Source organism: Castellaniella sp. (assembly GCF_041675725.1).
In the GTDB taxonomy this organism is placed as follows: Bacteria; Pseudomonadota; Gammaproteobacteria; order Burkholderiales; family Burkholderiaceae_B; genus Castellaniella.
Genome location: NZ_JBAYTI010000001.1, coordinates 63,764 through 83,773 on the forward strand (window position 1 = coordinate 63,764; position 20,010 = coordinate 83,773).

A 20,010-nucleotide genomic window follows, 5' to 3' on the forward strand; every position below is an offset into this window, starting at 1 on the left:
CCGCAGGCCGACGCCGCAGCGTATCCTCAAAGATCCAGCAAAAATCGTCAGACGTTGATCACACGTTAAACAAAAAATTCATCACATCCCCGTCCTTCACCACATACTCCTTCCCCTCGGCGCGCATCTTGCCGGCTTCCTTGGCGCCGTGCTCGCCCTGGTAGGCGATGAAGTCCTCGAAGGCGATGGTTTGTGCGCGAATGAAGCCGCGCTCGAAGTCGGTGTGGATCACACCGGCGGCCTGGGGTGCGGTGGCGCCCACGGGTACCGTCCAGGCGCGCACTTCCTTGACGCCGGCGGTGAAATAGGTCTGCAAGCCCAATAGTTCGTAGCCGGCGCGGATCACGCGGTCGAGCCCAGGCTCGCTCATGCCCATGTCTTCCAGGAATACGGCCTTGTCGGCGTCATCGAGATCGGCGATTTCGGCTTCGATGGCGGCACAGACCGCCACGACAGGGGCCCGCTCGCCGGCCGCATAGTCTTGCACGGCTTGCAGGTGCGGGTTATTTTCGAAGCCGTCCTCGCGCACGTTGGCCACGTACATGGCCCGCTTGGCGGTGATGAATCCATACCCTTTGATCAGCGCCTGCTCATCCGCATCCAGGCCCAGGCTGCGCACGCTTCGGCCCTGGTCCAGGGCGCCCAGGATGCGCTCGAACAGCGCCACCAGGCGGATGGCGGGCTTGTCGCCCGAATTGGCCAGCTTGCGGTTTTTCTGCAGGACGCGCTCGGCGATGGCCAGGTCGGCCAGGGCCAGCTCGGTATTGATGACCTCGATATCGGCAATGGGGTCGATGCGACCGGCCACGTGCACCACGTTCTCGTCTTCGAAACAACGGACCACGTGCACGATGGCGTCGGTTTCCCGGATATTGGCGAGGAACTGGTTGCCCAGGCCCTCGCCCTTGGAGGCGCCAGCCACCAGGCCGGCAATGTCGACGAACTCGACCACCGCCGGCACCACGCGCTCGGGCTTGACGATGGCGGCCAGTTGGGCGAGGCGCGCATCGGGCACTTCGACCACGCCCACGTTGGGCTCTATGGTGCAGAATGGATAGTTTTCTGCCGCAATGCCGGCTTTGGTAAGCGCGTTGAACAGGGTGGACTTGCCGACGTTGGGCAGGCCAACGATGCCGCATTGCAATGCCATGAGATTTCTGCCGAGTAGATGACGAAAACAGGAGGCCATTGTACCCGTGCCGGGCACCGTGCCGGGCTGGCACACGCAAAGAACCGCCCGCCATGGAAAAGCGTCCTCAACTCTGGGCAGCTGTGCATGCCCGTGGCCGCATGACCCTATTGAACAGCCAGTTCCGGAAAGTAATACAGCACCAGCGCGATGAGCAACAAAGGCCCGCCATTGAACACCGCGTGCAGCCCGATGGCGGCGCCAACCCCGCGGCGCACCCGCAGCCAGCCCAGCACCAGGCCAGTGACCCACTGCGGCAGCACCAGCAGCGGCAAGACCACCCAGCTGACCGTGGCCAGCCGGAAATTCAGCAGGTGCACGGCGGCAAAGGCGATGGCAGCCGCATGAAACAGCCACGGAAACCACTGCCGGTAGCGGCGCCGGGCCGCCCACGACAAGCGCCAACCCCGCTGCCATCGGTGGCCGGCTTGATACCAGCGCGGCGCCATGACCAGCAACAGCGCGGCGCAGGCGAGCATGGCCGAGGCCGGCGCCGGGCCCTGCACCAGAATCGCCACCATCAGCGGCACGAACCACCAGACCATGGCTGGGCGCCGCAACGCATAGCGGAACGTCATCTCCTCGATGATCGGGGCCCAGAGAAGCGCTGTGAGCCAGGGCAGCTGCTGGATGTTCAGCCGATGCTCGGCCCCCAGTGCCGTGGCCGCCGACAGGGCCAGTGGGGCGAACACGAAAATATTCAAGGTCCAGAGCAAGATGGCCCAGTGCAAGATGCGCCACCATGGCGCACCCAGCGAGAAGTCGACTGACAGGCTACTGCCCGTCGGGCGTGCGCCCGTGCGTCGCCCCAGTTGGGGCCGGCGTATGAACCGAAGGAAATCGACGATTTCCTGGCCCATGGTGGGCAAGCCGGCAGGACGAGCGAGCCCCAGCATCGCGATCAGGCCCGCGCGTGGTTGCCCTGGTGCAGCTGCTCGGTGGCCCGATCGAATTCACCATCGAGCAGCCGGGGCAGAATGCTGCGGCAACGTGCAATCGCCTCATTGATGCCTGGCATGTCTTCCTTGCGCGGCGGGTGCAGTACGAAACCGATGACCTGCTGGGCCAGCCCGAGGCTGCGCGGATGGCCGATGCCCAGGCGCAAACGCCAGAAATTCGGGGTACCCAGGCTGGATTGGATGTCACGCAAGCCGTTATGCCCGGCGTGGCCCCCCCCCAGCTTGAGTTTGGCGGCGCCCGGCAGCAGGTCGAGCTCGTCGTGCAGCACCAGGATTTCGGCAGGATCCAGCTTGTAGAAGCGCGCCAGCGCACCTACGGCCTGGCCCGAGCGGTTCATGAAGGTTACCGGCTTGGCCAACAGGACCGCCTGGCCGGCATGGCGGGCCTTGGCGACTTCGGCAAAAAATGGCTTCTCGAGCGTGAAGCGGGTGTGCAGATCATCGGCAAAATGATCGGCCAGCCAAAAACCCGCATTGTGGCGGGTCATTTCGTATTCGGGTCCGGGGTTGCCCAGCCCCACGATCAGGCGGATGGGCATCATGAACGGCCCCGTGCATGCAAAGCTGACATCATACGACAAAACCCCCGCCGGCCTGCGCCGGACGGGGGTCCGCAAAAAACCGGGACAAGCGCGCCTGGGGATGAACCAGCCGCGTCTTCTGCCCGGCCAGAGGGACCGGCGGATTACTCGGCCGCGTCTTCTTCCCCGGCCTCTTCCTCTTCGCTGGCTGCAGTCCCCTTGGGCGGGTTGGCCTGCGCCAGCAGAGGGTTGACTTCTTCGCCCTGCGGCACATAGGTGACGCCGCGCGGCAAGGTGATGTCCTCGAGGTAGACGCGCCCGTTGCCCAGCAGCCCGCCGAGGTCGACCACGATGTTCTGCGGCAGGTTGGCCGGCAGGCAGGTGATGTTCAGTTCGGCCGGGCCGAGCATGATCACCTGACCCGCCAACTTGACGGCCGGGCAGGTATCGGCATTGAGATAATGCACGGGCACCCGCGTGGTGATCGCCTGGCGCGCATCGACGCGCTGGAAGTCGACGTGCAGCACCAGGGGCTTGTACGGATGCCACTGCACGGCACGTACCAGCACCGGTTCGGCCTTGCCATCGAGCACCATGTCGAGGATGGACGCGTGGAACTCTTCTTTGTTGAGCGCGTGGTAGATTTGGTTGTGATCGAGTTCGATGTTGGCCGGGGCGGACTTGCCCCCATAAACGATGGCGGGAACCCGACCGGCGCGGCGCAGGCGGCGGCTCGCACTCGAACCCTGGACGCTACGCGAAGTGGCGGTAAATTTCATCAAAGACTCCAAAACGGGGGCTGGGCCCCCATGACGACAAGACAGCCTCAGGCTGCAAAACACCTCTTGCCGCGACCAGCAAGAGGCAGAAAATCAATCGGCGAACAACGAGCTGACGGACTCGGCCGTGGAAATGCGCAAGATGGTTTCGCCCAACAACGAAGCACACGACAGCTGGCGGATCTTGCCGCAGTTGCGCGCGGCTTCGGCCAGCGGGATGGTATCGGTGACCACGACCTCGTCGAGCTCGGAATCCTGGATGCGGGCCACGGCATCGCCCGACAGGACCGGATGCGTGCAATAGGCATAGACCGAACCTGCACCGCGCTCTTTCAGGGCCGAGGCCGCCTTGCACAAAGTGCCGGCCGTATCCACCATGTCATCCATGATCAGGCAGGTGCGGCCGTTGACGTCGCCGATGATGTTCATGACTTCGGATACGTTGGCGCGCGGACGGCGCTTGTCGATGATGGCCAGGTCGGACTCGAGCTGCTTGGCCAGGGCCCGCGCCCGCACCACGCCGCCGATATCGGGCGACACGACCACGAGATTCTCGAAGTGTCGGCTCCAGATGTCGCCCAGCAGGATGGGGCCGGCATAGATGTTGTCCACCGGGATGTCGAAGAAGCCCTGGATCTGGTCGGCGTGCAGGTCCATGGTCAGGACCCGGTCGACCCCGACCACCTGCAGCATGTTGGCCACCACCTTGGCCGAGATCGACACCCGGGCCGAACGGGGCCTGCGGTCTTGCCGGGCATAGCCAAAGTAGGGGATGGCCGCGGTGATGTTGCGGGCCGAGGCGCGCCGCAAAGCATCGACCATGACCATGATTTCCATCAGGTTGTCGTTGGTGGGCGCGCACGTGGGCTGCAGCACGAAAACGTCTTTGCCTCGCACGTTTTCGTTGATTTCGACCATAACTTCGCCGTCTGAGAAACGCCCGACCGTCATTTTGCCCAAGGACATGTCGAGGTGATTCACGACATCGACCGCCAAACGCGGGTTTGCGGTGCCGGTGAAAATCATGAATCGGTCTTGTGGCATGCTGTCGCACCAAAGTGTCAAATGACAAGGCTGTTGATTCCTGCCCCTTTCCGGAGCCGATTCAACAGCCTGAAATAATCTGCCCGCAATGAACGAATTAAGTGGCTGGGGAAGAAGGATTCGAACCTTCGCATGCCGGAATCAAAATCCGGTGCCTTAACCAACTTGGCTATTCCCCAATGTTCAGTCAACCCAGCCTCGCAAGGGGTGGTCTTGAAGACCCCGGCAGACCCGAGACTGGAAGACCGCCCGACCGGGCCTTATTTTACTGACAATTCGATCATGCTGCACCTGTGCCGTGGCCAGGTCGGGATATTCTGCAAACAAGCCCGAACCCGAACCCGTCATGCGAAAACGCCCGCCCGCCGCCTGCAAGGCCAGATACAGGCTGCGCCACTGCGGATGCCGCCCATAGACCACTGCCTGAAGATCATTTCGGCCAAAAAGGCCGTGATGTTCTGTAAGCCAGTCAGCAAAGACCGAGATTCTTACTGATTCTGTATTTCTTGTCAAATCAGGATCTGAAAACACATCGGCCGTGGCGATCGGCCAGGGCGGCAGCACCAGCCCATAAGCCCGCGGCGGCAATACGAGCGGAACCAGATCGGCGCCGATGCCACCGGCAAACGCACTCTGGCCGAACACGAACACCGGCACGTCGGCGCCAAGGGTCAGGGCCAGGCGCAAGAGGTCGGCGCGCTTCAGGCCCGTGCCCCACAGGCGGTTCAACGCCAGCAGGGTGCTGGCGGCATCGCTGGAGCCGCCGCCCAGCCCGGCCCCCGCCGGGATCTGCTTGTGGCAGGCGATGCGGGCTCCGTAGGACGTGCCGGTGGCCTGCTGCAGACAGCGGGCCGCCCGCACCACCAGATCCTGTTCGGGCGCCAGCCCGGGCAGGGTCGCGCCTGCGCGCAGGATGCGGCCATCGTCCAGGCGCTCGAAGTCGAGCGTATCCTGGAAGTCGATGAAACGAAATGCGGTCTGCAGCAAGTGGTAGCCATCCGGACGGCGGCCAATCACGTGCAGGAACAGGTTCAACTTGGCCGGCGCCGGGACGTCGTACAGGAATCTCATGGCCGTCACCGGGCCGCAGCAGCGTCATCGGGGGCCGGATCATCGACGATCAACTGCAGCTGCCAGCGCCCTTGCGCATCGTTGCGCAACAGGCGAATGCGGCGCGGACCCTGTGCGTCCCACGGCCCCAGGCGCACCTGCCAGCCTTGCTGCTCGAAAGCTTCGGGGCGGCCTTCTGCATTCTGCCTCAACCCCTGCACAGGCTGCCCGGCCACCAGGCGGCCGCGCACCCAGTCGCGCAAACCCGACACCGGCATGGGGTGGCCCCAGACGCTGGCCACCAGGCCATCGGCATCGAGCGCCTGTTCGCGCGACCCGTCCGCCCGCTGCAGGGTTGCCTGACCCGGCTCGACCTGGAGGCGCGCCAGCACGTTGCCCAGCGGGGTGGATAAATCCAGCAGCAGGCGGGTCCCGTCATCGCGCCAGGCGTAGCCGCCCTGGACGGCCTGTGCCGGCCCATCAGCCGGCTGCAGCGTGACGGCGAAGCGCCCCACCCGTTCGAATGCCGGCGCCTGGCCACCGATGCGCGACGGTGCGGCACAAGACACCAGGGCCAGCAGCCACACCAGCATGCCCAGCCAACGCAGCCTCATGGCGGGGGCACCTTCAGGCGTTCCAGGGTTTCGAGGATGGCGGGGGCCTCGGGTTCGCGCCGCAAGGCGCCCGACCAGACGTCGCGGGCTTCGGCCTGGCGCCCGAGCAGCCACAGGACTTCGCCCAGGTGGGCGGCCACGTCGGCCGCAGGCATCTGGGCATAGGAACGGTGCAGGTATTCGAGCGCCCCTTCGTAGTCCTGGATGCGATACAGGTACCAACCCACGCTGTCCAGGATATAGGGGCTGTCCGGATCCAGGTCGAGGGCACGCTCGAGCAGGTCGCGGGCCTCGTCGAGTGCCCGGTTCTGCTCGACCAGGGTGTAGCCCAGGGAGTTGTAGGCATTGGCATTGTCCGGATCCAGTTCGATGATGCGGCGCATCAGCGTCTCGAACTCTCTCACCTTGCCCTGATGCAGCAGCATCATGCCCAGGTCGTATTTGATCTCGGGCGTATCGGGCATTTCGAGGTCGGCCGCCTTGAGCAGTTCGACCGCCTGATCGGTGCGCCCCGCATCCTTGTAAATGGCCGCCAGCGTCAGACGGATGGTGACGCGCTCGCGGCGATCTTCCGGCTCGATGGTGTCCAGCGTGGCCCTGGCCTGTGCCAGGTCGCCCAGCTTGCCGTAGAGCACAGCCTCGTGGGTGCGTGCCTGGAACGTCAGGGCCGGGTCATCGATCAGGCGCAGCTGGCGGATGGCCTCGCGGTGATCCTGCTCACGTTCGGCGATGCGCACCAGCAGCAGGCGGGCATCGGCCACGTCGGCCTGGGCACTGGTGGCGCGGTCGTCGAGTGCCGTGCGCCGCTGTTGCTGGATGGCGATGTACTGATCCAGCAGGATGCGCGCCTGCGCATACCGCTCGGCCCGCGCATTGACCTCGGCCTCGGTGTACAGCAGGTCGAAGTCTTCGGGCGCCTGCCGGCGCATACGCGCCAACAAGGCCAGCGCCTCGTCGAACCGCCCCTGGCTGGTCAGCCGGCTGACCAGCAGCAATTCGAGGCCGCGCTGGCCGGGATGTTCGTCGATGAACGCCTGGGTTTCACGTATCACGTCATCAGGCTGCAAGCGCAAACCGTATTCGAGTACCCGCTGCGCGGCATCCTGGGAGTCTGGATCGAGCTGCTGGCCTCGGCGTGCCTCGGCCAGGGCCCGCGGGCCATCGCCTGCCGCCCAGGCGGCATCGGCCAGCGCCAGGTGCGCCAGACTGGAAACGTTGACGACACTGGCCAGCGCCTTGTCCAGGACATCCAGCGCCAGGCGCTTGTCGGTCATGCGGGCAACGATTCCGGCCGCCTGAACGATGGCCTGGTCGCGGTCGTCTGCCGACGCGATGCGCCGCGCCAGGGTACGCGCAAGCCCGTCGGTCTGGCCGCTGGAAGCCGACAGGGCCAGCGAGGCGGCCACGGCCTCTGGGTTATCGGGGTCGAGTTCGGCCCATTGGCGGGCCGCGCGCAGCGCCAGGGCGAGATTGTGCGCCGACATCGCCATCTGGAATGAACGCAGCGCCAAGCGTGAATCCTGTGTATCCCGGGACAAGGCCAGCAGCGCCTGGGACGCGTCATCGTACAATCCGTGCTGCGCCGAGAATTCGGCCACCAGAAGCCGGTACAGCAGCTCGGCCGTGAGCTCAACCCGGGGCGGTTCGCCGGGATGCACCTGGGCGGTGTCGTCTCGGGCCTGCGCACCCGTCTCGGGAGAGGCCGCCCAGGCCCCCCCGCGTGCGGCGCCCAGCGCAAGCAGCACGGCCAGAACGAAGGTGGGGAATCTCATGGGCTGAACCAGGGCCGTAACGCGGACACAGCGCGTCTGGTGGCAAAATTGCATCATCGAAAGAGGATGTTATCACCCCTGCCATGCCCGAACTGCCAGAAGTTGAAACAACCCGTCGTGGAATCGCCACGTTCATGCCCGGCCGGATCCTGCGCGAACTGGTGGTGTACGAGCCCCGCCTGCGCTGGCCCGTTCCGGCCGACCTGCCCGCCCGGTTGCGCAACCAGACCGTCCGGGCCTGCGAGCGGCGCGGCAAATATCTGCTGATCCGCTTCGATGGCGGCACGCAGCTCATACATCTGGGGATGTCGGGCTCCCTGCGCCGCGTCGGCCTGCATGAGCCCCTGCGCAAGCACGACCACGTAGAATGGCGCTTCGATGACGGCCGGTTCCTGTTGCATGATCCACGCCGGTTCGGCGCCGTTCTCTGGCATCCGGATACCGATGGGCCGGTGCTGGCCCATCCGCTGCTCGCGAGCCTGGGCATCGAGCCCTTCGACCCGACCTTCACGGCCGAATGGCTGCACGCGCACCTGCAGGGACGCAAGCAGGCCATCAAGCCCCTGCTGCTGTCGGGTCGCATCGTCGTGGGGGTGGGCAATATCTACGCGTCCGAATCGCTGTTTCTTGCAGGCATCGACCCCCGTCTGCCCGCCGGGCGGATTTCACGCCCCCGCTGTGCCCGCCTGCACGACGCCATCCTGTGCACGCTCGACCAGGCGCTCACGGCCGGCGGCAGTACCCTGCGCGACTACGTGGATCCACAAGGCACCCCGGGCGCGTATTTCAGCCTGCACGCGGCGGTCTACGAGCGCGCGGGGCAACCCTGCCCCCAATGCGCAAACCCGATACGCCGCCTGGTCCAGGGCCAGCGCGCCACCTATTTCTGCCCGGTGTGCCAAAAGCGTTGAGGCGGACAGGGCTGCCCAGATGGCCCCGCCTCGTCACGGATCGCCGCTTCGCGCTGTACGGCGGGCCTGGCCGGGCGTCAGGCCAGCACCTTGCCGGGGTTCATGATGCCCTGCGGGTCAAGCGCCGATTTGATGCGATGCATCAGGAGCATCTCGACAGGGTCTTTATAGCGGGGCAGGACGTCGCGCTTGAGCTGGCCCACGCCATGTTCTGCACTGATGGAGCCGCCCACGGCGTGCACGCGATCATGCACCAGCTGGTACACGGCCTCTTGTTGCGCCAACAGGCGCCCTGAATCCCAGCCGGCCCCCGGCGCCACGTTGTAATGCAGGTTGCCGTCGCCCAGGTGGCCGAAGATCACGTGCCGGATACCTGGAAATGCGGCCTGCAGGGCCGCATTGGTGTGTTCGACGAATTCGGCCATGCGCGAGACGGACACCGAAATATCGTGCTTGATACTTTTGCCTTTTTCTTTTTCGGCCAGCGGAATGCTCTCGCGCAGGTGCCAGAGCGCGTGGCTTTGTGCGACGGACTCGGCGATCGCTGCGTCCTCGACCAAGCCGGCCTCGATGGCCTCGCCGATGACGTGTTCGAAGCGCTCGCGGGCATGGGCCTCGGACTCGCTGTCGGAGAGCTCGAGCAGGGCATACCAGGGCGCGGACGGCTCCGCGAACGGCAGCCGTTGCTGCGGAAAGGCCTGCACCACGTCCAGCAGGCAGGGCGCGGCCATGAGCTCGAAACCAGTCAGGCTGGCGCCCAGCCCGGCGCGCGCCAGCCCGAGCACGCTGATCGCCGCGCCAATGGAACCCAGGGCCAGCAACGCGGTGCAGCGCGCCACGGGCTGTGGAAACAGCTTGAGCGTCGCCGCCGTGATCACGCCCAGCGTGCCTTCGCTGCCGACATAGAGGTCGCGCAGGCTGTAGCCCGTGTTGTCCTTGCGCAGGCCGCGCATGCCATGCCAGATCTCGCCTTGCGGGGTCACCACCTCGAGGCCCAGGGTGAGTTCGCGCATGTTGCCATAGCGCAGTACCTGCGTGCCGCCGGCGTTGGTAGCCAGATTGCCGCCGATGGTGCAACTGCCCTCGGCCGCCAGGCTGAGCGGAAACAGCCGCCCGACTTCATCGGCCGCCTGCTGCACCGTCTGCAGGATGCAGCCGGCCTCTGCCTCGAGCGTATCGTTGTCCGTATCCACGTGACGAATCCGGTTCAGCCGCTGCAGAGACAGGATGACGGCCCGCCCCGAGCCGTCTGGAGTCGCGGCGCCACACAGCCCGGTATTGCCCCCCTGCGGCACGATGGGCAGGCCTTCCTGGGCGCACAGACGCACGACGGTGGCGACTTCGGCCGTCGTGGCCGGGCGCACCACGGCGAGCGAGGCGCCACGGTAGCGCTCGCGCCAATCCGTTTCGAAAGGCTGTGCATCGGCTCCCGTAATGACATGGGCGGCGCCCACCGCCGCACGCAAGGCTTGCAAATGATCCATGACGGCCTACCTGTTCCCGCAATCCGTGACAATCCGATATTGTAATCAGCGATAATCGCTTCAGAACATCCACCCCCTGATCACGGAGTTTCTTTTGGATCCCTCTCTCTCGCTGCCATCCAGTGTGTTCAAGGCCTACGACATCCGCGGCACCGTCCCCGATCCCCTGAACGCGGGGTTTGCCCGGCGGCTGGGGTGGGCGTTGGCCGAGCGGGCCCGGGCGGCCGCAGTCCACAGCGTGGCGGTGGGCCACGATGGGCGCCTGTCCAGCCCGGGGCTGTCGCAGGCCCTGCAAGAAGGGCTGCGGGCTGGTGGGCTGGATACGGTCGACCTGGGGCTGGTTCACACCCCGCTGGTGTATTTTGCTGCGCACCAGGACGGCAGTGGTTCGGGGGTTGCGGTCACCGGCAGCCACAACCCGCCAGACTACAACGGCTTCAAGATGATGCTGGGCGGGCACACACTGCACGGGCCGGACATTCTGGCGCTGCGCGAATCCATGCTGCACAGCCAGGCGCCCGCGGGGATGCCGGCCGGCCGCACCCAGGCCCTGGACCTGGTCGACACGTATATCCAGACCATCTGCGGCCAGGTGCATCTGGCCCGTCCCATGAAAATCGCCATCGACTGCGGCAATGGCGTCGGCGGCGTGGCCGCCGCCCGCCTGTATCGGGCGCTGGGCTGTTCGGTGGACGAGCTCTACACCCAGGTGGACGGCTTGTTTCCCAACCACCACCCCGACCCGGCCGACCCGGCCAACCTGCAGGACCTGATCGCCCACGTCCAGGCCACCGATTGCGAGCTGGGCCTGGCCTTCGACGGCGATGCCGACCGCCTGGGCGTGGTCACCCGGTCGGGGCAGATCATCTGGCCCGACCGGCAAATGATCCTGTTCGCGCGCGACATCCTGCAACATCAGCCCGGCGCCGACATCCTGTTCGACGTGAAATGCAGCCGGCACCTGGGCGCGGCCATCCGCGAGGCGGGCGGGGTTCCGCTCATGTCGCGCACCGGGCATTCGCTGATCAAGGCGCGGCTCGCCGAAACCGGGGCGCCCCTGGCGGGCGAGATGAGCGGCCATATCTTCTTCAATGATCGCTGGTATGGCTTCGACGACGGCCTCTATGCCGGCGCGCGCCTGCTCGAGATCCTTGCGCGCAGCCCGGACCCTGGCTCGGTGCTCGACGCCCTGCCCTGCGGCCTGTCCACACCCGAGCTCAAGCTGCCCATGCCCGAGGGCGAACCCCACGCACTGGTGCAGCGCCTGCAAGCGCAAGGCGATTTCCCCACCGCCACCGGGCGCATCACCATCGACGGCATTCGCGCCGAATACGCCGACGGCTTCGGCCTGGCCCGCGCTTCGAACACCACCCCGGTCGTGGTGCTGCGCTTCGAAGGCGACACCCCCGAAGCGCTGGCCCGGATTCAGTCTGAATTCCGCTCGGCACTGTCCGCCCTGCTGCCGTCCGGCCACCCGCTGCCATTCTGAACCGGCCGCACGCCCAAGCCGGCATATACGGCCAAATGGGCCTGCACGATCTGCGCCAGGCCGAAATCACGCTCAGCCAGGGCCCGGCCGGCGGCGCCCATGCGCACGCGCATGGCCTCATCGGCCGCCAGCGTCTGCACGGCCTGGGCCAGCGCGCGCGCATCGCCGACGGGCACCAGCAGCCCGCTGACGCCGGGCACGATGGCATCCCGGCAGCCCGGCACGTCTGTGGTCACCACGGGACGCCCCGATGCGGCCGCTTCGATCAGAGACTTGGGCAAACCTTCCCGATAGGACGGCAGCACGACCCCATGCGACTGCGCGTATAGCGTCGCCACATCCGCGCATTCGCCAACGTAGTCGATCCAGCCGTCATCCTGCCACGCCTGCAGGGTCTGGGAATCGATGGACGCTGGGTTTTCAGGATCCAGGCTGCCGGCCAGGCGCCATCGCACCGGGCTGCCCTGCATGTGCAGAATGCGGGCCGCCTCGGCAAATTCGACCACGCCTTTGTCGCGCAGCAAACGCGCAGCCATCACCACCGTGACCGGCCCGGCCGGCCAGGGTCGGGGCCGGAACACCTGCAGGTCCACGCCCGAGCCCCGCATCATCACCACCTGGTCCTCACGCACGGCACCGGCCTGGCGCAGCACGTCGCAATCGGCCGGGTTCTGGAAAATGACCCGGCTGCACCGGTGCCCCAGCGCCAACCGATATAGCGCCAGCGCCAGGGGGCGCTGCCAGCGCCGCCGCCCGCCCGGCCCGGGTATGAACGCATAGCCCAGCCCGGAGATGGCCGCCACGAAGGCCGGCACGCGCATCAGGCGCGCCATGATGCCGCCATACAGAACCGACTTGAGCGTGACCGCATGCACCAGCGCAGGTCGCAAGGTGCGCAGCAGGCGGCCCAGCGCCCACAGGCTGCGCAGCTCTGCCCAGGGCCGCATGCCGGTACGCGACAGGGGCAGCACGTGATGCGCAAACCCCAGCGCCTCGAGTTGAGCAACGGCCGGGGCGGCCATGGAGGCCACGTGCACCTCGTAGCCCGCCCGGCGGGCCGCCTCGGCGACCGGCAAACGATGCGACATGAAAAATGCCGGATTGGTGACGAAAAACAGCAGACGCGGCGGCGCCGGACGACCCGGCCCCGGGCTTGTACTGCCCTGGGCGACCACCGGTTCACCCTCGCCCCGGGCCAGCCGCCGCCACAAGGTTTCGTAACGGGCCACCATCGTCTGCAGGCCGTAGCGCTGCGCCACCGACTCGCGCGCGGCTGCCTGGCGGCAGGGCCAATCGGGCTGGCGCACGGCGTGCACGGCCGCTTGCAGGGCCTTGGCCAAGGCACCCGGATCCTCCGGGGCGGCGACCCAGCCATGCCCGGCCACGATCTCGGCGGCGTCCCCCACGTCGGTCACGACCGCGGCCGCCCCGCTGGCCATGGCTTCGCAGACCACATTGGGAAAGCCCTCGGCCTTGCTCGACAGCACGTGCACATCCAGCGCGGCCATCCATTGCGGCACATCATCGCGCCGCCCCAGCAAGACCAGCTGCTCCAGCACGCCCTCATCACGGGCCAGCGCCATCAGCGCTGCATTGTTCGGCGACATGCCCAGCCCCACCAGCACGCAGCGCAGGCGAAGATCCTTGCGTCGGCACTGGGACAACGCCGCCAACAGATTGGCGTGGTCCTTGAGCGGGTTCCAGCGCGCCACGCATCCCACCAGCACCTCGTCGTCGGCGGCTCCCAGCATCGCCCGCAGACGGCGCCGGCTGGCCGGATCGGGGCGCCAGCGCTGCAGATCATAGCCATTTGGAATCACGACCAGGCGGTCCGCCCGATAGCCCAGCGAGCGATGCACCTGAGCCGCCCGGTGCGCGCAGGTCACGATGGCGGCCGGCACGACGCCCGAGATGCGCGCACACCACCATGCCGCCCGCCTGGAAGAGCGGCTGCTCTGGGCCAGATGCTCGCCCGAATTACGCACCCCCCAGGCCAGGGCCCGCACCCCGGCCAGGCGGGCCACCAGTCCACCCAACAAATCCGCGTGATACATCCAGGTCTGGACCACGTCGGGCCGCTGCTGCCGCATCAGCCGATACAGGCGCCACAATCCACGCAGCGAGCGCAACGGCCCGCGCATGTCCAGATCGATCACGTCGATGCCGGCTGCCTGCAGGTGCGGGCCCAGCACACCGAGGCCGCGCATGGATACGACGCAGTGCCGCACTGTGCCCTGGGGTGCGGTGACCAACCGCTGCAGCACGGTCTCGGCCCCGCCGTGCCAAAGCCCGGAGATGACGTGCCACACGCGCAGCGGGGGCACCGATCCGTGCGCTTCACCCATGCCCCGCCTCCGGCCCATGGTGCGCGTCGGACCACGCCAGACCCTGTGCATCCCAGCGCGCCAGAATGGCATCCAGCCCATACCGCGCCCGGACGGCGTCGGCGCCGGCCAGTCCACGCACCGTTCTGGCCTGGGGACTGGCCCGCATCAAGCGGTCCAGCGCACGCGCCCAGGCCGCCTCGTCATCCCAGGGCACCAGATCGGCATCGCGCCCCTCGCGCGTCAGATCGGCCGGCCCGGACGGGCAGTCTGTCGCTACGCACGGCAGCCCCAGGGCCATGGCCTCGAGCAAGGCATTCGGAAAGCCCTCGACGCGGGAACACAGGATGAAGGCATGAGCCTGCGACAATGCCGCCCAGATCTGCTGGCGGTAGCCCGGCAGCTGAACGCGCGCCTCCAGGCCCAGCGCCCGCACCCGCGCCTGGCAGGCGTCGCGCTGCGGGCCATCGCCCCAGATCACGAGGTCCCAACGCGGATGGGCAACGGCCAGGGTGGCGAACACCTCGATCAGCCGATCGAACTGCTTGACCGGATTGAAACGGCCCACCGCCGCCAGCAGCAGGCGCTCTGCAGGGGGTTCGGCGTGCCTCGGGGGCGGCAACCCGGGCGGCAGCGGATTGGCGATGACGACGCAGTGCCGCACGGCCGGTACCACCTGACGCAGGTGCTGGCGGCCCGTCTCGGTCTGCACGACGACCCGCGCCGCCCGAGGATACGTGAAGCGGCGCAGGGCACGCAACAAGGGCCCGGCGCTGCGCCCGTACAGGGGATCCGAGCGTTCGCTGACCACGACTGGCACGTCCAGGCCCCAGGTCGCCAACAAGGCGGTGACGTTGACGTTGGTGAGAAACGAGAGCACGCGATCGGGCTCATAGCCGCGCACCAGGCGGCGCAAAGCCCGCAGCTTCGCCAACGGCCGCATGAAGCCCGGGCCCGGCGGCATCTGGTCCACCAGCCACTGAATCTGCACACGGTCGTCCAGCGACTGCCGGTTGCTGCCCCGTCCCGAATAACAGCAGACCAGGCGCACCTCGATTCCACGGCGCACCCAGGCGTTGGCCAGGGTGGCGGCCACGCGCTCTGCACCGCCGCCGTGCAGGGAACTGAGCAGGAACAGCAACCTCATGGTATTGGGTCCTTTGCGCCGTAAGCCAGTTCGCTGCCAGAAGCCAGGTCAGTGACGGAAGCCGGCTCCGCGTCGTCGCCAGGCTCGGGGTCGCCACGAAACAGCGCCTCCCACAGGCTCATGACCCTCGCCAACTCAAAGCGTTGCAGCACCTCGGGCGCCCGGCGCGCAAGCTGCGCGCGCAGGGCGGGATCCGCCATCAGCCGGGCCATTGCCGCAGCCAGCGCGGTATCATTCTGGCGCTCGGGCACCAGCACGCCGTCCACGCCATCGCGGATGATGTCGGCGGGCCCGGTCTCGCAATCGAAGGCCAGGCAGGGCAAACCGGCCGCCATGGCCTCCAGCAGGCTGTTGGGCAGGCCCTCGGTCCGCGAGCTGAGCACGTACAGGCGGGCGGCGGCGTACCAGTCGCTTACGTTGCCGACGCGCCCCGGCAACTGGATCCGGTGCTGCAGGCCCAGCTGATCGCGCAGCGATTCGAGCGCCGGACGCTCGGCCCCCTCGCCGAGAATGACCAGATCCCATTGCGGCTGTGCATCGGCCACCCGCGCGAATGCCCGGATCAGACAGTCGAAGCCCTTGACAGGGTGCAGTCGCCCCACGGCCAGCACGAAAGGGCGGTCGCCCGAACCAGGCACCGGGCAGACGGGTTCACCGCCCGGGATCGGCCAGGCGACGGCGTTCGGGATCACCCGTGCGCGCACGCCGGGCACATGCGTATCCAGCCACTGCGCGCTGCGTCGGGTCAGGGCCACGACCGCGTACGCGCGCGGATACGTCTGGCGGCGTAGAAAGGCCCAGAAACGCGGCAGGCGCCGCGCCGGCGGATGGCTGTGCTCCGTGGCGACGACCCGCGCCCCCAGCCCGTGCGCCGCCAGAACGGCCATGATGGAAGGGCGCGTCATCATGCCGAGGACGATGTCCGGGCGCTCACTGCGCAAGACCCGACGCACGGCCCGATAGCGCTGCAGATTGCCGGCCAGCGCCCCGATGGGGCCGTGGCTCTCGCGCGCCAGCCCCAGGGCGATACGCCGCACGCCGGCCGGCAGGGGGTAGGCATCGTGCGCAGAGCCCGCCAGGGTCACCAGCGTCACGCGCCGCCCCTGGCCCAGCCACCAGGCCGCCAGCGAGGCCGCCACCCGTTCCGCCCCGCCCGCCCGCATCGAATGATGCAGTATCAATAAGTGGTGGTCAGCGCAGGAATCGGACATACCAGGGCATGGCCGACTCGAGGCCCTGCAGGATGTCGAACTGCGGATCGTACCCCAGCAAGGTGCGGGCCTTGGTGATGTCGGCCTGTGAATGCCGGATGTCGCCGGCGCGAAAATCGGCATGCTGCGCCGCATGAGGGTATTCGACGCCATGACGGCCCAGAATGGCGCGCAGGTGCCCGAAGAGTTCGTTGAGCGACGTGCGCGCATTGAGCGCCACGTTGTACACCTGGTTCTGGCCGCGCGGCCCCGCCAGCGCCGCCAGGAGATTGGCCTGCACCGCGTTGTCCACGAAGCAGAAATCGCGGCTGGTCTCGCCATCGCCGTTGATCACCACCGGCTCGCCGCGGATCATGGCCGAGATCCATTTGGGAATGACCGCCGCATACGCGCCATCCGGGTCCTGGCGGGGCCCGAACACGTTGAAATACCGCAGCCCCGTGGAATCCAGACCCCAGGTACGGGAAAAAACGTCGGCATAGAGCTCGTTGACGTACTTCGTGATGGCATACGGCGACAAGGGTCTGCCAATGTGGTCTTCGACCTTGGGCAAACCCGGCAGGTCGCCGTAGGTCGAACTCGAGGCGGCGTAGACGAATGACTGCACGCCGGCATCACGGGCCGCCACCAGCGTGTTCAGGTGGCCCCCGATATTGACCTCGTTTGTGGTGATTGGATCTTCGAGCGAACGCGGCACCGAGCCCAGCGCCGCCTGGTGCAGCACGTGCTGCACCCCCCGGGTGGCCTCGCGGCAGGTATCCGCATCGCGGATGTCGCCTTCGATGAACTGAAAACGGGCCCACTGCGCGGGCTCGACCCGCGCGCGCACCTCGTCCAGATTGTGCTGATAACCCGTGGAAAAATTATCCAGCCCCGTCACGGTCTGATCGAGCAGCAAAAGCGTTTCGAGCAGATTCGAACCAATGAAGCCTGCGCAGCCGGTCAGCAACCAGGTGCGCGGTGCCTGCTGCAGTTGCGTACGGATCAGATCGTAGGAAGAGGACATAAAATTCTCAGAGACGCAAATCGGACTCGTGCTTGCCCAGCACGTACTTCAGATCGTAGAGGATGTGCTCGGGCTTGCCCAGCGCGCGCAAGGCGGCCTCGCCCATGGCCCGGAACTGCTCGTGGGCAACGGCAACGATGATGCCATCATAGGCGCCCGGTGCCGGCGCGGCGATCGGCCGCATGCCGTACTCGCGCTCGGCTTCATCGGCATCGACCCACGGATCGTAGATATCCGCCTCGATGTGATATTCGCCCAGTTCGTGCACGATGTCGACGACGCGCGTATTGCGCAGGTCGGGACAGTTTTCCTTGAAGGCAAGCCCCAAGACCAGCACGTGCGAGCCCTGCACCTGGATGCGCCGCTTGGTCATGGCCTTCACCAGCTGGGCGGCCACGTAGCCGCCCATGGAATCGTTCAGCCGGCGCCCCGCCAGGATGATCTCGGGGTGATAGCCGATCGATTGCGCCTTGTGGGTCAGATAGTAAGGGTCGACGCCAATGCAGTGCCCGCCCACCAGACCAGGCCGAAAGGGCAGAAAATTCCATTTCGTGCCGGCGGCCTCGAGTACATCCTGCGTGTCGATGCCCAAACGGTTGAAGATCAGGGCCAGTTCGTTGATCAGGGCGATGTTGACGTCGCGCTGCGTGTTCTCGATGACCTTGGCCGCCTCGGCCACCCGGATGGACGCCGCCTGGTGCGTGCCCGCCGTGATGATTTCGCGATAGAGGGCATCGACCAGCTCGGCGATCGCGGGCGTGGAGCCGGACGTCACCTTGCGTATGTTGGCCACGCGATGCTGCTTGTCTCCGGGGTTGATGCGCTCGGGGCTGTAGCCGGCGAAAAAGTCCTGGTTGAACACCAGGCCGGAGACCCGTTCGAGCACGGGCACGCAGACCTCTTCTGTGGCGCCTGGATACACCGTCGACTCGTAGATCACCACGTCGCCCTGCTCGAGCACCCGTCCGATGGTCTCGCTGGCCCGTACCAAAGGGGTCAGGTCCGGCTGTTTGTACTGGTCGATGGGAGTGGGCACCGTGACGATATACACATTGGCCTGCGCCAGTGCGTCGGGATCGTTCGAGAACTGCAGCTGGGTTGCCTGGGCCAGCTCGGTCGCATCGACTTCCAGGGTGACGTCGCGGCCCGCCCGCAACTCGGCAATGCGTTGCTGGTTGACATCGAACCCGAGGACCGCACGACGCTTGCCGAACTCTACGGCCAAAGGCAGGCCGACGTAGCCCAGACCCACGACAGCCAGGCGGATGTCACTCAATTTCATCACTCGCTCTCCGGACATCGGTTGCACCAAAGGGGATTTTAATCATTGCGCACCCGCCGGCCCAGGGACGGCAGCAGCAGCCAGCGGGGACGGCGCCACGTGATCAGCCTGACGTACAGCCAGATATAGGCCGCCGCAAACGCCGTCATGCTCAGGCTCAGGATGGCCACGTCGTCCCACCACACGGTCGCCGGCACCAGGCTGATCAGGGCCAGCACCCAGAGATAGGGCGAGGCCATGGCATTGCACAAGGCGGGCACCGCATGGCGCCGGTCCCGGCTGAAGGTGATCCGGACCAGGCGCCGAAAGACCAGCTGGTGCAGATGCAGGGCATCGGGCTGATCCACCGGTACGCCGCGCTTGAACTTGCGCCGCCAGATGGAAAACAACGTCTCGAACACCGGATAGAACAGCACGGCCAGAGCATAGAAAGGCGACACGCCCGGGTTGCGAACCACCAGCTGGACAGCCAGCTCGGCCAGCATGAAACCCAGGAAGTACGCGCCGCCATCCCCCAGGAACACGCGCCCGAAGGGAAAATTCCAGACCAGGAAGCCCAGCGTCGCCGAGGCCAGTGCGGTCGCGATCAGGAAAATGGGCACATCCTGCACCTGCCACGCCACCAATGCGAGCGATACCGCGATCAGGCTGGCGATCATGCCCGCCAGCCCGTTCATGCCATCGACGATGTTCAGGGCGTGGGTGCAGCCCCCCACGGCAATCATGGTGAACAGCAACGACCCTATCGGCCACGCGGACAGCCAGTCGTCCACCCAGGACAGGCCCACGCGCGAAATGCCGCCCAGCAGCCACCAGGCGATGGCGGCCGACAGGAAGGCGGCCAGCAGGCGCTTGCCGGCCCCGATGTCTTTGGTGATGTCTTCCAGCAGCCCAGCCACGAACACCGGAAGCGCGGCCACGAACAGAGCGGGCCACAACCAGCTCAGCGTCATGTTGCGCGGCCCCAGAACCAGCAACCCGGCCAGCGTGCCCGCCACGACGGCCAGGCCGCCCACCCGCGGCGCGGCCCGCGTGTGCATGGCCTGCGGTTTGTGCAGGTCGCTGTCGCCGGTATAGCGGCCATGCCAGCGCTCGGACACCACGATCAGGCCCCCGGCGAGAAACGCAATGGCGCTGATGATGGGCCAGCTCAGGGCGTCGGACAGTGACGATGCAATCAATGAATGGTCGGCAAAATCAGTTCAAACCCTGATTATCGTTCATCTGT

General features: G+C 66.7%; 17 protein-coding genes, 1 tRNA gene and 1 pseudogene. 2 read left to right on the plus strand and 17 right to left on the minus strand.

The features are described from left to right. Nucleotides 1-58 precede the first annotated feature (58 nt). The 9 genes from ychF to WCZ84_RS00345 all read right to left on the minus strand — a co-directional run bounded on the left by ychF (nucleotide 59) and on the right by WCZ84_RS00345 (nucleotide 7,928). The gene (gene ychF, locus WCZ84_RS00305) at nucleotides 59-1,150 is read right to left on the minus strand and encodes a redox-regulated ATPase YchF (protein ID WP_372684249.1); all 1,092 of its coding nucleotides are present in this window, start codon (nucleotides 1,148-1,150) and stop codon (nucleotides 59-61) included. 146 nt (nucleotides 1,151-1,296) lie between these two features. After that, nucleotides 1,297-2,085 (minus strand): type II CAAX prenyl endopeptidase Rce1 family protein, encoded by a 789-nt coding sequence (locus WCZ84_RS00310; protein WP_372684250.1) that lies wholly within the window; start codon nucleotides 2,083-2,085, stop codon nucleotides 1,297-1,299. A gap of 5 nt (nucleotides 2,086-2,090) precedes the next feature. After that, a complete protein-coding gene (gene pth / locus WCZ84_RS00315) occupies nucleotides 2,091-2,690 on the minus strand; it encodes an aminoacyl-tRNA hydrolase (RefSeq protein ID WP_372684251.1) in 600 nt (199 codons plus the stop codon). Between the two features lie 143 nt (nucleotides 2,691-2,833). Beyond that, entirely contained in the window at nucleotides 2,834-3,448 is a 615-nt protein-coding gene (locus WCZ84_RS00320) for a 50S ribosomal protein L25/general stress protein Ctc (protein ID WP_372684252.1), read from the minus strand. A gap of 93 nt (nucleotides 3,449-3,541) precedes the next feature. Further along, nucleotides 3,542-4,492 (minus strand): ribose-phosphate pyrophosphokinase, encoded by a 951-nt coding sequence (locus WCZ84_RS00325; protein WP_372684253.1) that lies wholly within the window; start codon nucleotides 4,490-4,492, stop codon nucleotides 3,542-3,544. Between the two features lie 102 nt (nucleotides 4,493-4,594). Next, a tRNA-Gln gene (locus WCZ84_RS00330) sits at nucleotides 4,595-4,671 on the minus strand. Between the two features lie 4 nt (nucleotides 4,672-4,675). After that, nucleotides 4,676-5,563 carry a 4-(cytidine 5'-diphospho)-2-C-methyl-D-erythritol kinase gene (ispE, locus tag WCZ84_RS00335; protein ID WP_372684254.1) on the minus strand — a complete coding sequence of 296 codons (888 nt, stop codon included), beginning with the start codon at nucleotides 5,561-5,563 and terminating at the stop codon, nucleotides 4,676-4,678. A gap of 5 nt (nucleotides 5,564-5,568) precedes the next feature. Further along, on the minus strand, nucleotides 5,569-6,156 hold the full coding sequence (locus tag WCZ84_RS00340) for an outer membrane lipoprotein LolB (protein ID WP_372684255.1): 588 nt from the start codon (nucleotides 6,154-6,156) through the stop codon (nucleotides 5,569-5,571). Beyond that, entirely contained in the window at nucleotides 6,153-7,928 is a 1,776-nt protein-coding gene (locus WCZ84_RS00345; RefSeq protein WP_372684256.1) for a tetratricopeptide repeat protein, read from the minus strand. Before WCZ84_RS00345 ends, WCZ84_RS00340 begins: the two co-directional genes overlap by 4 nt. Before the next feature lie 83 nt (nucleotides 7,929-8,011). Here WCZ84_RS00345 and mutM point away from each other — a divergent pair, with 83 nt between their 5' ends. Continuing rightward, nucleotides 8,012-8,839 carry a bifunctional DNA-formamidopyrimidine glycosylase/DNA-(apurinic or apyrimidinic site) lyase gene (mutM, locus tag WCZ84_RS00350; RefSeq protein WP_372684257.1) on the plus strand — a complete coding sequence of 276 codons (828 nt, stop codon included), beginning with the start codon at nucleotides 8,012-8,014 and terminating at the stop codon, nucleotides 8,837-8,839. Nucleotides 8,840-8,916: 77 nt separating this feature from the next. On the opposite strand, the gene WCZ84_RS00355 is transcribed toward mutM, so the two are convergent. Continuing rightward, the gene (locus WCZ84_RS00355; RefSeq protein WP_372684258.1) at nucleotides 8,917-10,323 is read right to left on the minus strand and encodes an FAD-binding oxidoreductase; all 1,407 of its coding nucleotides are present in this window, start codon (nucleotides 10,321-10,323) and stop codon (nucleotides 8,917-8,919) included. Between the two features lie 94 nt (nucleotides 10,324-10,417). Here WCZ84_RS00355 and WCZ84_RS00360 point away from each other — a divergent pair, with 94 nt between their 5' ends. After that, on the plus strand, nucleotides 10,418-11,812 hold the full coding sequence (locus WCZ84_RS00360) for a phosphomannomutase/phosphoglucomutase (protein ID WP_372684259.1): 1,395 nt from the start codon (nucleotides 10,418-10,420) through the stop codon (nucleotides 11,810-11,812). Here the strand turns inward: WCZ84_RS00360 and WCZ84_RS00365 are convergent. The 7 genes and pseudogenes from WCZ84_RS00365 to WCZ84_RS00395 form a co-directional block, all read right to left on the minus strand. Continuing rightward, nucleotides 11,749-12,987, minus strand: coding sequence for a glycosyltransferase family 4 protein (locus WCZ84_RS00365; RefSeq protein WP_372684301.1), 1,239 nt, complete (start codon nucleotides 12,985-12,987; stop codon nucleotides 11,749-11,751). The genes WCZ84_RS00360 and WCZ84_RS00365 overlap by 64 nt on opposite strands. A gap of 150 nt (nucleotides 12,988-13,137) precedes the next feature. Continuing rightward, nucleotides 13,138-14,238, minus strand: a pseudogene (locus WCZ84_RS00370) (glycosyltransferase); the annotation flags it as partial. Next, the gene (locus tag WCZ84_RS00375; RefSeq protein ID WP_372684260.1) at nucleotides 14,150-15,283 is read right to left on the minus strand and encodes a glycosyltransferase family 4 protein; all 1,134 of its coding nucleotides are present in this window, start codon (nucleotides 15,281-15,283) and stop codon (nucleotides 14,150-14,152) included. The gene WCZ84_RS00375 and the pseudogene WCZ84_RS00370, both read right to left, overlap by 89 nt. Then, a complete protein-coding gene (locus tag WCZ84_RS00380) occupies nucleotides 15,280-16,494 on the minus strand; it encodes a glycosyltransferase family 4 protein (protein ID WP_372684261.1) in 1,215 nt (404 codons plus the stop codon). The genes WCZ84_RS00375 and WCZ84_RS00380 overlap by 4 nt, the downstream gene beginning before the upstream one ends. Continuing rightward, complete coding sequence (locus WCZ84_RS00385; protein WP_372684262.1) at nucleotides 16,475-17,500, minus strand: SDR family oxidoreductase; 1,026 nt, start codon at nucleotides 17,498-17,500, stop codon at nucleotides 16,475-16,477. The genes WCZ84_RS00380 and WCZ84_RS00385 overlap by 20 nt, the downstream gene beginning before the upstream one ends. Nucleotides 17,501-17,507: 7 nt before the next feature. Then, on the minus strand, nucleotides 17,508-18,782 hold the full coding sequence (gene tviB / locus WCZ84_RS00390) for a Vi polysaccharide biosynthesis UDP-N-acetylglucosamine C-6 dehydrogenase TviB (RefSeq protein WP_372684263.1): 1,275 nt from the start codon (nucleotides 18,780-18,782) through the stop codon (nucleotides 17,508-17,510). A gap of 38 nt (nucleotides 18,783-18,820) precedes the next feature. After that, a complete protein-coding gene (locus WCZ84_RS00395) occupies nucleotides 18,821-19,936 on the minus strand; it encodes a glycosyltransferase (protein ID WP_372684302.1) in 1,116 nt (371 codons plus the stop codon). Nucleotides 19,937-20,010 lie beyond the last annotated feature (74 nt).